The 15,903-nt window shown below is 35.0% G+C and carries 19 protein-coding genes and 1 tRNA gene; 12 read left to right on the top strand and 8 right to left on the bottom strand.

Going from position 1 to position 15,903, the window contains the following annotated elements:
* Positions 1–54 precede the first annotated feature (54 nt).
* From ACFSAH_RS19455 to ACFSAH_RS19430, 6 genes are read left to right on the top strand one after another with little or no spacing between them, the layout of a single operon-like run.
* Entirely contained in the window at positions 55–456 is a 402-nt protein-coding gene (locus tag ACFSAH_RS19455) for a cytochrome c maturation protein CcmE domain-containing protein (RefSeq protein WP_379664378.1), read from the top strand.
* Positions 457–469: 13 nt separating this feature from the next.
* Positions 470–2,905, top strand: a complete 2,436-nt coding sequence (locus tag ACFSAH_RS19450; RefSeq protein WP_379664377.1) for a heme lyase CcmF/NrfE family subunit — start codon at positions 470–472, stop codon at positions 2,903–2,905.
* A gap of 2 nt (positions 2,906–2,907) precedes the next feature.
* Positions 2,908–3,696, top strand: a complete 789-nt coding sequence (locus tag ACFSAH_RS19445; RefSeq protein ID WP_379664376.1) for a Rossmann-like and DUF2520 domain-containing protein — start codon at positions 2,908–2,910, stop codon at positions 3,694–3,696.
* Between the two features lie 24 nt (positions 3,697–3,720).
* On the top strand, positions 3,721–4,053 hold the full coding sequence (locus ACFSAH_RS19440) for a 2Fe-2S iron-sulfur cluster-binding protein (protein ID WP_379664375.1): 333 nt from the start codon (positions 3,721–3,723) through the stop codon (positions 4,051–4,053).
* Between the two features lie 15 nt (positions 4,054–4,068).
* Entirely contained in the window at positions 4,069–4,311 is a 243-nt protein-coding gene (iscX, locus tag ACFSAH_RS19435; RefSeq protein ID WP_379664374.1) for a Fe-S cluster assembly protein IscX, read from the top strand.
* Between the two features lie 24 nt (positions 4,312–4,335).
* On the top strand, positions 4,336–4,863 hold the full coding sequence (locus ACFSAH_RS19430; RefSeq protein ID WP_379664373.1) for a KdsC family phosphatase: 528 nt from the start codon (positions 4,336–4,338) through the stop codon (positions 4,861–4,863).
* On the opposite strand, the gene ACFSAH_RS19425 is transcribed toward ACFSAH_RS19430, so the two are convergent.
* Positions 4,856–5,278 carry a cupin domain-containing protein gene (locus ACFSAH_RS19425; RefSeq protein WP_379664372.1) on the bottom strand — a complete coding sequence of 141 codons (423 nt, stop codon included), beginning with the start codon at positions 5,276–5,278 and terminating at the stop codon, positions 4,856–4,858. The genes ACFSAH_RS19430 and ACFSAH_RS19425 overlap by 8 nt on opposite strands.
* 5 nt (positions 5,279–5,283) lie before the next feature.
* Positions 5,284–5,931 (bottom strand): ankyrin repeat domain-containing protein, encoded by a 648-nt coding sequence (locus ACFSAH_RS19420; RefSeq protein WP_379664371.1) that lies wholly within the window; start codon positions 5,929–5,931, stop codon positions 5,284–5,286.
* A 170-nt stretch (positions 5,932–6,101) separates the two neighbouring features.
* Here ACFSAH_RS19420 and ACFSAH_RS19415 point away from each other — a divergent pair, with 170 nt between their 5' ends.
* The 6 genes from ACFSAH_RS19415 (at position 6,102) to ACFSAH_RS19390 (ending at position 11,855) form a co-directional block, all read left to right on the top strand.
* Positions 6,102–8,741: an FtsK/SpoIIIE family DNA translocase gene (locus ACFSAH_RS19415; protein WP_379664370.1), complete on the top strand. Its 2,640-nt coding sequence runs from the start codon at positions 6,102–6,104 to the stop codon at positions 8,739–8,741.
* A 24-nt stretch (positions 8,742–8,765) separates the two neighbouring features.
* Complete coding sequence (gene lolA1, locus ACFSAH_RS19410) at positions 8,766–9,401, top strand: outer membrane lipoprotein periplasmic chaperone LolA1 (RefSeq protein ID WP_379664369.1); 636 nt, start codon at positions 8,766–8,768, stop codon at positions 9,399–9,401.
* A 5-nt stretch (positions 9,402–9,406) separates the two neighbouring features.
* Complete coding sequence (locus ACFSAH_RS19405) at positions 9,407–9,685, top strand: hypothetical protein (protein WP_379664368.1); 279 nt, start codon at positions 9,407–9,409, stop codon at positions 9,683–9,685.
* On the top strand, positions 9,682–10,446 hold the full coding sequence (locus tag ACFSAH_RS19400) for an MBL fold metallo-hydrolase (RefSeq protein WP_379664367.1): 765 nt from the start codon (positions 9,682–9,684) through the stop codon (positions 10,444–10,446). Before ACFSAH_RS19405 ends, ACFSAH_RS19400 begins: the two co-directional genes overlap by 4 nt.
* Before the next feature lie 33 nt (positions 10,447–10,479).
* Positions 10,480–10,562: transfer RNA gene (locus tag ACFSAH_RS19395), tRNA-Leu, on the top strand.
* Between the two features lie 123 nt (positions 10,563–10,685).
* Positions 10,686–11,855: a tyrosine-type recombinase/integrase gene (locus tag ACFSAH_RS19390; RefSeq protein ID WP_379664366.1), complete on the top strand. Its 1,170-nt coding sequence runs from the start codon at positions 10,686–10,688 to the stop codon at positions 11,853–11,855.
* Between the two features lie 136 nt (positions 11,856–11,991).
* On the opposite strand, the gene ACFSAH_RS19385 is transcribed toward ACFSAH_RS19390, so the two are convergent.
* Genes ACFSAH_RS19385 through ACFSAH_RS19360 form a run of 6 tightly spaced genes read right to left on the bottom strand, consistent with a single transcriptional unit; the run spans position 11,992 to position 15,902 of the window.
* Complete coding sequence (locus tag ACFSAH_RS19385) at positions 11,992–12,159, bottom strand: hypothetical protein (protein ID WP_379664365.1); 168 nt, start codon at positions 12,157–12,159, stop codon at positions 11,992–11,994.
* 1 nt (position 12,160) lies between these two features.
* Positions 12,161–13,111, bottom strand: a complete 951-nt coding sequence (locus ACFSAH_RS19380; RefSeq protein WP_379664364.1) for an LPD1 domain-containing protein — start codon at positions 13,109–13,111, stop codon at positions 12,161–12,163.
* 56 nt (positions 13,112–13,167) lie between these two features.
* Entirely contained in the window at positions 13,168–13,410 is a 243-nt protein-coding gene (locus ACFSAH_RS19375) for a hypothetical protein (protein WP_379664363.1), read from the bottom strand.
* 1 nt (position 13,411) lies between these two features.
* A complete protein-coding gene (locus ACFSAH_RS19370; protein ID WP_379664362.1) occupies positions 13,412–15,247 on the bottom strand; it encodes a glycosyl hydrolase family 28-related protein in 1,836 nt (611 codons plus the stop codon).
* 32 nt (positions 15,248–15,279) lie between these two features.
* A complete protein-coding gene (locus ACFSAH_RS19365) occupies positions 15,280–15,519 on the bottom strand; it encodes a hypothetical protein (RefSeq protein WP_379664361.1) in 240 nt (79 codons plus the stop codon).
* On the bottom strand, positions 15,519–15,902 hold the full coding sequence (locus ACFSAH_RS19360) for a hypothetical protein (RefSeq protein ID WP_379664360.1): 384 nt from the start codon (positions 15,900–15,902) through the stop codon (positions 15,519–15,521). The genes ACFSAH_RS19365 and ACFSAH_RS19360 overlap by 1 nt, the downstream gene beginning before the upstream one ends.
* Position 15,903 lies beyond the last annotated feature (1 nt).

Below are 15,903 nucleotides of genomic sequence, written 5' to 3'. Positions count from 1 at the left end.
CCATAGGCTTATCGTTTTGTATTTTTGTGAGAATTAAACTTTTAATACATAGATATGAAAAGGAGTTCGATTATTCTGATGGTTGTGATAGCCGTAGCTATGGGTGTAATAATAAGCACTTATGCAGATAGCAGTACGTACGGCACTTTCTCAGATGCTATTGAAACAAAAAAAGAATTACATGTTGTAGGTAAACTGCAACTGGATAAAGAAATGGTCTACAACCCAGAAGTAGACGCAAATTATTTTTCCTTTTTTCTGAAAGACAACGATGGGAAAGAATGTAAAGTTGTTTTTGCAGGAAGCAAACCACAAGATTTCGAACGTTCAGAACAGATTGTACTGACAGGACAAATGGTAGGCAATAGTTTCCAAGCAAACAAAATTCTAATGAAATGTCCTTCTAAATATACGGAGGATAAGATTGAGATAAAAGAGGTTAAAGCAACAAGTTAATTCTAAATTTTAAATGGATATACAATACGCAGGTGAACACCTGTTACCTGGAAAGTTAGGACAATTCTTTATAATACTTTCTTTCGGAGCATCTTTACTGGCTTTTTTAAGTTATTATTTTGCTACGGTAAATAAAGACGATTCATGGGCTAAAATAGGCCGTATAAGTTTCTTTGTTAATTTCGCAGCAATTATAGGTATAGGTTCATGTCTTTTTTATATTATTTATAATCACTATTTCGAATATCATTATGCCTGGGCGCATTCTTCTACGCAGCTTCCAGTGTATTATATTATATCAAGTTTTTGGGAAGGACAGGAAGGAAGTTTCTGGTTATGGACTTTTTGGCAGGCTTTATTAGGAATAGTTTTAATCTTTAGATCTAAAACCTGGGAACCATCTGTAATGACAGTTATTTCATTGTCTCAGGTTTTTATATGCTCAATGCTTTTGGGTGTAGAAATTTTTGGCGCCAAAATAGGATCATCTCCGTTTATTCTATTAAGAAATGCGATAGAAGCACCCATTTTTTCAAGACCAGATTATTTATCGCTAATAGCAGATGGCAATGGCTTAAATCCGCTTTTACAAAACTATTGGATGGTAATACATCCACCCACCTTGTTTTTAGGGTTTGCTGCAATGATAGTTCCTTTTGCTTATGCGATAGCAGGAGTTTGGCAAAAGCGTTACCAGAAATTAGTATCTTATGCATTACCTTGGGCTTTATTTGCGGTAGTTGTTTTAGGGGCGGGTATTATTATGGGCTCATTCTGGGCCTATGAAGCGCTTAATTTTGGTGGTTTCTGGGCGTGGGATCCTGTAGAAAATGCTTCAGTGATTCCGTGGCTGACTTTAATTGCTGGTGTTCACGTTTTAATCGCGTATAAAAATACAGGACATAGTTATTTTACTTCGTTATTTCTGATTGTTATCAGTTTTATTTTGGTGTTATATGCATCGTTCCTTACCAGAAGTGGGATCTTAGGAGAAACATCTGTACATGCATTTACATCTTTAGGGATGGATACACAACTGTTGATCTTTATGGCTGTGTTTACTCTTGTTCCAGTTTATCTTATTGTGAAAAATTGGAAAAACTTCCCAATCACTAAAAAAGATGAAGATACCTATTCTAGAGAGTTTTGGTTATTTATAGGAGCAATTGTACTTTCTGTATCCTGTATCCAAATTATAGCAACAACATCTATACCTGTTTTTAATAAAATATTTGGTACAGATATAGCTCCGCCCACAGATGTTATCCAGCATTATAATAAATGGCAATTGGCATTTTTTGTGGTAGTGGCTATTCTTTCTGCGTTTACGCAGTTTATGAAATATAAGAAAACAGACTCAAAGAAATTTTTTATTAGTATTACTGTTTCGTTGGTAATGTCTCTGTTGCTATCGGCCATTATCGTTTATTTTACCGATGTATATCATAACCTTGGATATATTTTATTGGTTTGGGCTGCTATGTTTTCTATATTGTGCAACGCTAAAGTGTTGGGCGAGGCTGTTAAAGGAAAGTGGAAACTGGCAGGGTCTTCAATAGCACATATAGGTTTTGGATTATTGTTGATAGGAGCTTTAATTGCAGCAGCAACTAACAATGTTATATCTGTGAATAATACGGGTATAGGCTTTGGAGATGAATTTGCAAAGAATAATAACCCCAGAGAAAATATTATCTTATATAAGAACGACCCTATAAAAATGGATAAGTATACAGTTACTTATTTGGGAGATTCGACATCAGGTGTAAATACATACTATAAGGTTAACTATAAGGTTTTTGATAAGGATGGTAAGGTAAAAGAGAATTTCAACCTTTACCCTAATGCGCAGCAAAATGCTAAAATGAGACAGATTATTGCTTCGCCAGATACCAGACATTATCTTTTTCATGATGTATATACACATGTAAGCAGTGTGCCGTTAAAAGAAGAAGAGCATGTTCATGACGAGCATAGCGACCATTCTGAAGATGATCACTATGAACAGCCTGTAGCTCATGAAGTTTCTGTGGGAGATACCATAAAATTGAGAGAATCCAGGGTTATTGTAAAAGCAATTAACAGAAATGCTACTATCCAAAACATCCCTTTAAATAAAGAAGATGTAGCGATTGGTATGAAGCTGGAAGTTGTTACAGGCTCTGAAACAATAGAAACCGAACCTATTTTCTTAATTAAAGGAAATTCGAAACTTGATTTTGGAAAAAGGGTTGACGAAGCTGGATTGAAGTTGAGATTTACTAATGTAATTCCTAAAAAAGACAAATTAGAATTAACCATTTATCAAAAACCAAAAGAGGATAAAAAAGATTGGATTGTTTTGAAAGCAGTTGTTTTTCCTTATATCAATTTGTTTTGGGGCGGTACTATCATTATGGTAATTGGATTCATAATTTCTATCTTTAGAAGGTCTAAAGAGCTCAAATAATTATGAATGTTGCAATATTAGGAGCGGGAAATGTAGCTTGGCACCTTTCTCGAGCATTTATTATGTCAGGTTATCCTGTAAGGCAAATTTGGAACAGAACGCCGGATAAAGCTGCTGATTTGTCTTTTGAAATAGGAGGAAACTCCATAAGTGATTTGTCTCAGATTAAAGATGAGATAGATTTAGTGGTAATAACGGTGAGCGACTCAGCTATAGAAAAGGTAGCCTCATTATTAAAGCTGAAAGAACACCAGATTCTGGTGCATACATCAGGATCAACTTCAATAGATATATTAAAACCCTACGCAAAAGACGTAGGTGTAATTTACCCATTACAAACTTTTACAAAAGGAATTGCTTTAGATTTTTCTACTATTCCTTTTTTTATAGAAGGAGTAGACAGTAGGCTAGAAGATAAGTTGCTGAGATTTATGGGAACAGTAGTACCCAAAGTAATAGCTGCAAATTCAGATCAGAGAATGAAATTACATATCTCGGCTGTATTTGCATGCAACTTTACCAATCACTTTTATAGTATAGCCGAAGAGGTTTTAAAAGAAGCTGGGCTGGAGTTTGAGCACCTTAAGCCTCTGATACTGGAAACGGCAAACAAGATATTAAAGACATATCCTAAAAATGCCCAGACGGGGCCTGCCAGACGTAATGATGTAAATACTATGGATAAGCATCTAGAGGTTCTTTCAACTCACCCTGATAAGGAAGAAATTTATGCTTCAATAAGTCAGCACATTGTTAAAATGTATCAGAAAAAGGCAGAGGACCTTAAATAAATTACTACTTTTGCCTCTGTAATTATGGATATCTACAAAGTAAAAATAAATTTCGAAGAAAAAGGTTTAGAACCTGTAGAACTTGATATAGCAGAAGGCGAATCTGTACTTGACGTTTGTTTAGAGAACGGTATAGAGCTTCAACATAATTGTGGAGGTGTTTGCGGATGCAGTACTTGTCACGTTTATGTGAATAAAGGTGAAGATAATGTACAGGAAATATCAGATAAAGAAGAAGATTTTATTGATAGAGCTGTAAATCCTAGAATCAATTCAAGATTAGGCTGTCAATGTGTAATGATTGATGGTAATATTGAAATTACTATTCCAGATCAGTCTCAGTTTTTGGGACATTAATTTAGATTAAACCAGATGAACGAAGAAAAGTTTGCATTGCCAATTCATTGGAATGACTATGAGGATATTGCAATGGGATTGTATGAGAAATTCGGTGATGATTTCAACGAATCAAAAATATACCGTATTAGATTTACAGATTTGATGAACTGGGTTCTTGAGATTCCATATTTTCAAGGAACTAAAGAAGAGTGTAACGAAGGGCATTTAGAGCAAATTCAATCTGCCTGGGTTTACGAGTGGAGAGATAATCAATAATCCATTAAAAAAATAAAGAATAATATGCTCCATCAACTGGCAAATATCAATACATTTATTTTCGATGTTGATGGAGTATTAACCAATGGCGAGGTTTTAGTAACCGAAAACGGAGAGCAATTACGTCAGTTTAATATTAAAGACGGTTATGCACTCCAATTAGCTGTCAAAAAAGGCTATCATGTAGCTGTCATTTCTGGTGCAAAATCTGCCGGAGTAGAGAAGCGTTTAATAGGATTAGGCATTAAGGATATCTTTTTAGGTGTTTCCGATAAAATTTCTGTATTCAGAAAGTTAATGCAACAATATAAACTCATTCCCGAATCTTTGGTTTATGTAGGTGATGATATACCGGATTTACAAGTAATGAAATTAGTAGCATTACCTGTGTGTCCCAAAGATGCTGTTGATGAAATTAAAGAGGTAAGTTTATATATATCTCCTAAAAAGGGAGGAGAAGGCGTTGCTCGTGATATTATTGAAAAAGTGATGAAAGTACAGGATAAATGGTTTGACGAAAGTCCAAGTGCCCATGACGGGACTTCTATTTAACCATTTTCTCGTAAACAATAATTAAAACCAAATCTTCTTTTCCAATATTTTTTATTCCATGAGAACTACCTGTTCTGGTTAAAATAGCATCACCGGATTTTACATTATAAAGTTTACCATTTAAGGTCATTTGCCCATTCCCGCTAACAACATAATACACCTCATCTTCTTTTTGTGTATGATAACCAATTGCTGAGTTGGATTTTAAAATACGCTTTCTGAATACATTGTTGAAATCTTTAACATTATTGAAAAAGCTATATCCAATAGATTCGCCTCCTCCATTATGCGGTCCGGATTGTGTCTTTCCGATATCTTTTTCACTTTCAATGATGTACTTGTTAGGATCAAATTCCTGAGCACTGAGTTTATATCCTAAGAAGAGTATCCCTGTAATAATAAGCAGTTTTTTCATTACAACTAAGATAGAATTTCTGCGATTTCAAGATGTCCATTTTCCTGAGCCATTGTAGAAGGCGTTTTCCCTTCTTCCGTTTTAGCCTCAACACTGGCACCATTCTCAAGCAAAGTGATGATCAATTCTATATTTCCGTTTTTGGCAGCTATATGTAAGGGTGTAATACCTCCCGCTTGCTGGATATTAGCATTTGCACCCTCTTTTAATAGCGTAGCAGTCAATGAGGTAAAGTTGCCTATAACCGCAGAGTATAAAGGGAAAGTCCGATATTCATTATCTGAAGGTATATTTACGTTAGCCCCTTTAAGAATAAGATATTTTGCAATTTCTTCATGTCCAAAATAACAGGCCAATCCTAGTCCTGTATAACCATTATCATAAAAAACGTTTACAATATCATGATTTTGGTAAATATGATGAGCCACAATATCAAATTTGTTAGCAGCACAGGCTTCAAAAAAGTCTATCTTTTCATCCAGACTGAATAATAGTTCAGTAATTCTGTTCTTTTGATAAAAGCAACTTAATACAATAGGAGAAACATTAAAACTTGTTTTTGATTTTAATGATCCCGGATGAGATAAAACGTATTCTCTTATCATGTTCTCATCGGCTTGGGCTATGAGTTCCTCTAAGTTGTCGTTTCGCATTTTTTTGAATTAAAAAATAATATTAAGGCATTAATTGTTAACTTCCAACAAATAAATGAGAATTGGCTATTATAATATGCGGTTTAACAAATTTAAATGGTGAATAAAGTAGAAATGCTGCGTTAGAAATAGCCAAATATGATAAATTTGCGGAGGGAAAAATTCATTATATGCTCATAAGAGGAAATCAGATAAAGACAAATACATTTAGGGAGCCCACGAAGGCAGAAAAAGCTGCTCCAGTAAAGAATGAAGGGAAGAAGGAGAGGAGAGAACTTTTTCCTAAACTCAATTTTAGTAATGACAAAGCTGTAAAAATAATAGGGCTGTTTTTGCTATTATTGGCCATTTATTTTTTTGTAGCCTTTACTTCTTACCTGTTTACATGGGAAGAGGATCAAAGTTATGTGATAGATGCCAATGGCGGATGGAGTAACTTATTTAAAACCTCAGAAGAACTGAAATCGAATGGTGTATTAAATCCTGATATACAAAACTGGGCAGGAAAGCTTGGTGCGTTATTTTCTCATCAGTTTATTTATAAATGGTTTGGTATTTCGTCCTTTGTTTTTGTATTTATATTTACTGTTTTAGGATATCGTCTGTTATTTAAGGTTAAGTTATTTCCTGTAGTAAAAACATTATCATACAGTTTCTTTCTATTGATATTTGGATCGCTATTTATAGCTTATTTTCATAGTTTTATAGGAGAATATCCTCATTTTTTAGAAGGCGAGTTTGGGTTTTACTTAAACAGGTTACTGGTAGCGCAGATAGGATCTGCAGGAGTTGCTGGTATATTGGCGTTTTCTGCATTAACCACTTTAGTTATAGCTTACAATATTGATTTTAAGCTCCCGGAAAGAAAAAGAAAACAGGATAGCATTAATCATATAGACGATGATGAAGATATTGAAGTAGAAGAACCTGTTTATCAAAGAAATCCTATACGAAGAACAGAATCTGTTGTAGAGGATGAACTGGGAAGTGAGGAAATATCTATAGCCCAGATAGAAAGAACGCCGTTTCAGGAAGTCGTTCCTCAATCACAAAATATCCCTGTAGAGGAAATAATTAAAGAGCAAGAGAATCCCATAGTAGAAACCGAATTTGAGATTCCGATTAATCGACCTCCTGCTAATAAGCAGAATAGACAAAGAGAGGATTTACCGTTGGAAACAATTGTTCCAGATCCTGAACCAGAACAAAATAGTGCCCAAGAGGCAGCAGAGCCTGAGTTTACTGTACAGCTTTCAGAAGAAGAAGCTAAAGCTAAAGAGTTAGTAGACCAGTTTGGGACGTATGATCCTAAGTTAGATTTATCGTCTTATACATCGCCAACAATAGATTTATTGCAAAATTATGGTGTAAATAAAATTGCAGTAGATGCTGACGAATTGGAGGCAAATAAGAACAAGATTGTAGAAACGCTGAATAATTATAATATAGAGATTGATAAAATAAAAGCAACCATAGGGCCTACGGTAACTCTTTATGAAATTATTCCTGCGCCTGGTGTCCGAATCTCGAAGATTAAAAACCTGGAAGATGATATTGCCTTAAGTTTAGCTGCTTTAGGGATACGTATTATTGCACCTATGCCGGGAAAAGGAACTATTGGTATAGAAGTTCCAAACCGACATCCAGAAATGGTGCCTATGCGTTCTATTATTACTACAGAAAAATTCCAGAAAACAGAGATGGATTTACCTATTGCGTTAGGAAAAACCATTTCTAATGAGGTTTTTATAGCCGATTTGGCAAAAATGCCCCACATGTTGGTTGCAGGAGCAACCGGACAAGGAAAGTCTGTAGGTATTAATACTATTCTGGTATCGCTACTTTACAAAAAACATCCATCACAATTAAAGTTTGTACTGGTAGATCCTAAAAAGGTAGAACTTACTTTATTTAAGAAAATAGAGAGGCACTTTTTAGCTAAGCTTCCGGGAGAAGAAGATGCAATTATAACAGATACAAAGAAAGTAATCAATACTTTAAACTCTTTGTGTATAGAAATGGATCAACGTTATGATCTGTTAAAGGATGCAGGAGTAAGGAATTTGAAAGAATATAACGAGAAATTTGTTAATAGAAAACTTAATCCAAACAATGGACATCGTTATTTGCCGTTTATAGTATTGGTGGTAGACGAATTTGCAGATTTAATGATGACGGCGGGTAAAGAGGTAGAAACTCCAATTGCCAGATTAGCACAATTAGCCAGAGCAATTGGAATACATTTGATTATTGCTACTCAACGTCCATCTGTTAACATCATTACAGGTACAATTAAAGCGAATTTCCCAGCCCGTTTAGCGTTCCGGGTTACTTCTAAAATTGACTCAAGAACAATTTTAGATACAGGAGGAGCAGATCAGCTGATAGGTAAAGGGGATATGCTACTTTCTACAGGTAGTGATCTGATACGTTTACAATGCGCATTTGTTGATACCCCGGAAGTAGATCAGGTATGTGAATTTATAGGAGGGCAACGTGGTTATCCATCTGCATTTATGTTGCCTGAATATGTTGGAGATGAAGGTGAAGGCGGGGGTTCCAAAGATTTTGATCCGGATGACAGAGATTCATTATTTGAGGATGCTGCAAGATTAATAGTCATGCATCAGCAAGGATCAACATCTTTAATACAACGAAAATTGAAATTGGGATATAATAGAGCTGGGCGGATAATAGACCAGTTGGAAGCAGCCGGAGTAGTGGGGCCATTTGAAGGTAGCAAAGCAAGAGAGGTATTGATACCTGATGATTATGCTTTGGAACAGTTTTTGGAAAATTTAGGGAAATAGTAAGATATGTTGAGAGTTTATAAAATGTTGACCCTGCTTTTATTGATGGTGGGAGCATTAAATACAAGTGCCCAAAATGATCCTAAGGCAAAACCTATTTTAGCAGATGTAAGTAAAAAGTTTAGAAGTTATGATATTGTTAAATGCGATTTCTCTTTCACTTTTACAAACAGGCAGGCTAATGAACAGCAAAGTTATTCGGGAGTATTATATGTTCAGTCCAAATTAAATAAATATAAAGTTACATTACCTAATCAAGAAATAATTTCTGATGGTAAAAGTCAATGGACTTATCTGAAAGAAGACAATGAAGTACAAATTAGTGAAATAGATAACAGTGCCGATGCTATTAACCCTGCTCAAATTTTTACGCTTTACGAGAAAGGTTTTAAATATTTATATGTAGGTGATAGTAAATCAAACGGGAAAAATTATCATAACCTGGAACTGGTGCCATTAACAAGTAAATCTTTTTCTAAGATTAAACTGGTGGTAGATAAGTCTACAAAGCTTATTAGTTCTTTTTCTGTTTATGATAAGAATGGAAATATCTACACCTACATTATCAAAAACTTTGTGCCTAATGTTAAAGTAGCTCCTTCTATATTTACTTTTGATAAATCGAAATATCCGGGGGTAGAAATTGTTGATTTACGTTAATAATCATGTCTTTACCTATAACAAATCATACATTAGATAAATTAGAGAACCTTTTAAAAGAACTGGGGTATAAGGTTAGATATGAAAAGGGAAATTTTAAAACAGGTTCATGTGTTTTAGAAACGAGTAAAATGGTAATTGTTAATAAGTTTTCTAATTTGGAGAGCAAAATATCGTCTTTGGTTGAAATGGTAAAAAGTTTAGATATTGATGATGATAGTAGGCTTCCTGATAAGCAAAAGCAATTCTATTACTCACTTAAACAAACAACCTTACGCTTTTGAGAGTAACATTTTTAGGAACGGGAACCTCGCAGGGTGTGCCGGTAATAGCCTGCAATTGCTCAGTTTGTCTTTCGGATAATAAAAAAGACAAAAGATTGAGGAGTAGCATTCTTATAGAATCTGAAACTACTACTGTTATTATTGATACGGGGCCAGATTTTAGGTATCAGATGCTACGGGCTAATGTACAGAATTTAGATGCCGTTGTTTTTACGCATGAACATAAAGACCATATAGCAGGGTTAGATGATGTAAGAGCATTTAATTACAAACAGCAATCGGCAATGGAGATTTATGCTAATGAAAGCGTTCAAACAGCACTAAAGCGAGAATTTTTTTATGTTTTTTTGGACTTTAAATATCCGGGAATTCCTTTGTTGAATTTGCATACAATAGATAAAAATCAACCTTTTACCATAGGAGATATAACTTTTACTCCTATAGAAGCTCTGCATTATAAACTACCTATACTCGGATTTAGAATTAATGATTTTGTGTATTTGACTGATGTTAAAACCATAGCTGAGGAGGAATTAGTAAAGCTTTCAGGAGCAAAATATTTAGTTTTGAATGCATTACAAAAAGAAAACCATCTTTCGCATTTGACTTTTCAGGAAGCTATAGACTTAGCTGAGGAAGTTGGGGCCGAGCATACCTTTTTTACACATATAAGCCATAGATTAGGAAAATATATAGATGTGACCAAAGAACTTCCCTCTGATATTTCCTTAGCTTACGACGGATTGCAAATAAATATTTAATTTATCCAGATAAAATATATATTTGCCCAAAATACCCGGGTGGCGAAATTGGTAGACGCACCATCTTGAGGGGGTGGCGCCTTACGGGCGTGGCAGTTCGAATCTGCTCTCGGGTACATTACATATAAAAAACCGTCTTTACGTTAAGTTTAGACGGTTTTTTGTTTTCAAATTGTTTTCAAGTTCATTTTTTTATCATTTTTTGAGCGGTTTGTTTTCAAATCGCTGGAGGATTTATTATGCAAAGAATTTCGTATGCCATCAGATTTTTTGAACATGTTAAGAAAAATGGAAAAGCCGGTCTTTATCTACAATTAACAATAGACCGTATACCCAGGAGGATTTCTTTAGAACTCGAGTTTTATCCTCAACTTTTTGATAAGGATAAGGAACAGTTTAAATACGATGGGGTGAATGATGAAGAAATAACAGATCTCAATCTCCTAATTAACAAGGAGAAAGGGAAAGCTAATGAATTATTGAGGCGTTATCGTTTAGCAGATAGAGAAGTAACACATCAAAGTTTTAAGCTTGATTTTCTTAACTATGCTTCCCGTGATAATTTTGTCAGTTGGGCTAAAGCAAAATTAGAAGCAGCTAATATGGCAGATACTATAAAGCTACAGACCTATAAGAATAAAAAGAATCGGTTAAAACATTTTGAAACCTTTACTAAAGGAAACGTATTGTTTAGCGAAATAGATCCCGAATTGATAGCGAAATTTGATAAGTATCTGAGAAGTAATATTAAATTAAGACACAATTCTATACAGGCAGTACACGTAACTATCAATTCTTTTTTGAAAGAAGCCATCAGAAATAAAATAAATGTAGAAAACCCATACGAACAGTTTAAAATAAAAGCGTTTAAAAAAGGCAAAAGAGATCCTTTGGAAATTGGAGATCTTAAAAAGCTGAAACAATTGTATAGATCTAAAAGACTGGAGAGCTTTCCACAGGAAATTTTAAGGAAATTTTTGTTTAGTTGCGAAACTGGTTTGAGAATATCTGATAATAATGCCTTGGATTACGAAGATATAGAAAATAGGGTTTTGACAGTCAGTACAATTAAAGGAGAAAGATTTGGAGTTGTGGTTTCTGTGCCGTTAACTAAATACGCACTAACATTAATAGATCCGACAAAAAGGAGAGGGGCTATATTTAAAAATATATGTGACCAGGTTGTAAATAGAAATTTAAAAGTTATTGCCGCCAAAGCGGAAATAAATAGAAGTCTTACATTCCATTGCTCCAGAGATACTTTTGCTACCAACTTTATAGATGCCGGGGGAAATGCAGAAACGTTAATGAGCTTATTAGGTCATGCTGAGATTAAAACCACTATGATTTATATAAAGATTAGTGAAGCCAGGAAGAAAAAATTAATCATGAACCTAGACAGCCTTTAAGAAGAAAATAAAACACAACCTATGTTTTTTTAAATTTCTGAAAATATTCTGTGACAGCGTAATTCTGTGACAAACCTGTTTTAAAAGCAATTGACATTGTTTTTTGTGTTACAGAATGCCACATATTTTAATTTTGTCACAAAAATAGAACTAATTGAGAGTTTTTGCCTTTACCAAAAGCATATACTATTTTAGTGCCTTTAGTAGTTTTTTTACTCTTTACAGATCCGCCACGTTTACGGATACGGGCAACGTGGTTTGTTAATGCTTTTTTATTGCTGTGGGTTCTGGTGTAAGTTTTCATATTACTTCATTTTAGCATACTTAGCCATTGCCTTAATAAGGGTATCCATAGGTTTGACAATGGCTTTTAATTCTGTTGGAGACATATAAACAGCCGTGTCGTATTTAACCTGAGAAAGAAACGGATCTTTCAAGCGTTTTTGTTTGAGTTTGTACAAAATATATTGCTCGAAAGCCCTGGCGAAAATCTCGTTATTACGCAACCAGTATTCGTCCAATGCAAAAAGGGTACGCAGCTTTTTGTAATACAGCGTCATGGAGTTACGTTCGTAAATTACACCGTTTTTTTCCAGTTTGGGTTTGCCTGGCTTCCACATAATAGTATCCATTACGTTAAACATTAAATAGCGTAATGATCCGGATTTATAATTGTTCTCTATAACCGGCCGCACAGATCTACCATTGCTTAAAGATGGTGAACTTTTATCCTGGTGTATATACTTTCCAAAGAAGTAGTCTAAGAAGTGGCCGTATTCATGTGCGTAGGAACCAAAGCCGCCGGATAGCGTAAACATGACTTCTTTTAAAGCATCTGGAGTACCTTTTTTATACCGTGTCAAATTGATAACATCTGTATGAGGCTCGTAATGTGCCAAAGCCTGACCTTTTCCTCTGGCACCAAAAGAAACTGTTAAGGTGTTTTGCAGACCAATATTATTACCAAAATCTAAAACTTTGTTGAGGTTATTGAGACTGATAGAAAGTTGCTTGAGATAATTCCAACGATCCTCAATGGTTACCCAATTACCAAACTCAATACCTTTTAATTTGAATTTAGACAGCACAGCTGTACCAGGATTGAAATTGGTTTTTACCGGAGCATTGATAAAAGTACGGATCCCTTTTTGACTCCAGTACCTTTCTGCCATGCTACCCGCAGGAGTAAACGCTCCCTGATCTCCTATTTTTTTGTTTTGGATTGGTTTTTTGGTTGCTTTCTTACTGGCCGCCATACTAAAGTTTTTTCTTTACTGCTAAGTTTAGCAATTGGTTTTTTTATATTCATAGGTCACGCTTTTGCAGCTTCTTTAGCCGCTTTTTTCTCTTTGCGTTTTTCGCTCCACTTATCTATCAGCTTAAGAGCAATCTGTAATAATGCAGATACTATTGCGCCTTTAAGGTAAGTGTTGGGATCTTGCAAAGCAGGCTGTACGTGTTGTACGGCTTCCGCTGCGATATTAGCTGTTGATTCGGCTACCGTACCAACAAAACCGGTTGTACCGGCTAATATTGAAAATAGTGTTTTGTGCATGTTAAACGATAAATATGTTGGAATTTAAAAACTCCTTAGCTTCCGACTCTGTCCCAAATTTTACGGCTTGAAAATTTGACAACCTGAAAATATTTTCAGACGGACTTGAAAAATCCATATAAATATCACCATTCTCTGTAACCTTACCTAAAAAACCAACTGTAAACCATTTATTGAATGTTTTTGGCATCTCTATTTCAGCAGCTTTTAAACTACTTCGGTTCCAAAATTTTATATTGAGAGATCCTGATATCAGTTTCACTCCGCATGTCATAACAATCCATTCATTTACATTAACTGTAATTTCAGATCCTAATAGTCTTAGTAATTGAGATGAATTGGAAAAATCTACCAAATACTCATTACATAAATCATTTAATATTCCGTCTGAAACAAGCGTACCGTTGGAATTAAAAGAACCAGCACCTAAATTCGTTACAACATTTAGAGGTTTAGATATTTTAGGATAATTTAACGATTGCGAAATAAGTCTGTTCTTTATCACTAACCCTCGAGCTATTGAGGAGCGTACATTCCCATTAATATCTTTTAAACTGGTATTAGGATTTATTAATGTAATGTTATTACCTATAGGGAACCCTGCATAGGATACACAGTTTTCGAATATTATCTCAGAAGTAATATCAACATCTGAAGGAGCAGCACCGACTCCGGAATATCTTTCTGCTTGAGAACCATTAATTAAAACCTGGCTATTTAGTGCTGTAACTAAGATATCTGAAATTGTTCCTCCGTAAAAAGTATAGTTTGAGTTGTATCCTTCAAACATAAACGACCTCGGCAAAACATTTACTTGTGTTCTTAGGTTACCGTCCCAGTTATCAATACTGACTGGATCAGTAAAAGCAACAGATCCGCTACCCTCATTCCAAATATTCATAAATGATACAGGCCCAGCATAGGTATTCGTTGAGTAACAATAAAAATTAATCTTATTGTATTCTAAAATAGTATCTGTAATAGAAAAACCACCGAATCCAATTGCTGTGTTATGAATATAGACACCTACATCACAACTATCTATTTGACCACCATAAAAATATTTATTACCGGCATGCATTATTGCACCAAATTTATTACTGACACAATACACACCATATTTACAAAGAGTCCACCCACAACTATAGAATTCAGTCCCAATGTTTCCGTATGTAAATTGCACTCCTTTTTCTAATCCAAGAAACCTACATCCATAAAATTTAACATTATTAGAATATTCATCTCCTATCTCGTAATCGGAAAAATTGGTTTTTGAAAACGCAAATCCAACCCCAGTTTTATTTTCTGATGCAAAGGAAACATTTCTAATTTCAGAATGGTAAGTCCAATAAGGACCTTTCGATGTGTAGGTAATTATAGCTTTAGTAATATCAAAAGGTTTTAATATAGTTCTTTCGCTCCCTTCGCCACAGATGACTATTTTTTGATTAAAAGATGCATTAAATACGTAAGTCCCCGCAGTAAAATATAGTTCGCCCCCATATTTAGATGCATTTTGAACAGCAAGACTATCATCCGTGACCCCATCCCCCTTAGCACCAAACCACTTAACATTTACCGGCCCTGTAAAATTCCTTTTAAAATACTCACTCCCTAATTTCCTATAAATGACACCATCACATTTGGCATCATTCATAGCGGAGCCATCAGCGTATTTTGTAACCTTTGAAAAAGTTACATATTCGTTGGTGTGGCTGTCCAGTAGTTCTATTAAAGTATCGTTAACCCTTTTCATATATTTGATTTCTGGTTCTTGTTTTTTTGGCGGATTAAAAAATCCTAAGACTGTAGAAGCTAAAAACTGTAATCTGTTCATTATTTAAGGGTTTTATATACCCAAAAATAACGTTATATATCAAAACTATCGTCTGTAAAAGTTGGATCTGGTACTACAGCTTCGCTAACATCATTCTTTTTAAAATACTCGTAGCCAACCTTTATATAAATATCTCCATCTACTTTGCTGTCGTTCATGGGAGTACCGTCTAAATGGTTAGCGCATTGAGTATAAAGCGCAATATTACCATCGGCTCCCCTGGCTTCAACGGTGCGTACACCTATGCGGTTAAATTCTGTAAATGTTGCCATTAGGAGAAGTATTGGATCTGTAAAGTATGTGCCAGACTATTAACACTTATCAGTCGTAAATTGACAATGTTAGCATAACCTTTGATTTCAAAAAACTGGTTAGCCTTTAAAGGGAAGCCCTCATCTGTAGTTGGCGCAGAGCCATCCTGCCAATATCTGGCTATTACGGTGTTTTCGGCAGATCCCGGAGCGGCTTCAATAAATATTAAAGCGGTAACGGTATTACCTGTAACATTTGGCAATGCACCTGCACCAGAGGTAGTCAGGTCAATGGTTAAATGGCCAATAGCTCGGCTTTGTATACCACTTTGTATACTTCCTGTTGGCGGCACATAAGGCGGTGTAGGCGGTACAGGCTTTAATTCTGGTCTCTCTCCTGGCATA

This window comes from Pseudopedobacter beijingensis (assembly GCF_042678145.1).
In the GTDB taxonomy this organism is placed as follows: Bacteria; Bacteroidota; Bacteroidia; order Sphingobacteriales; family Sphingobacteriaceae; genus Pseudopedobacter; species Pseudopedobacter beijingensis.
Note: the sequence above shows the minus strand (reverse complement) of the source record. Positions and strands in the feature narration are given on the sequence as shown.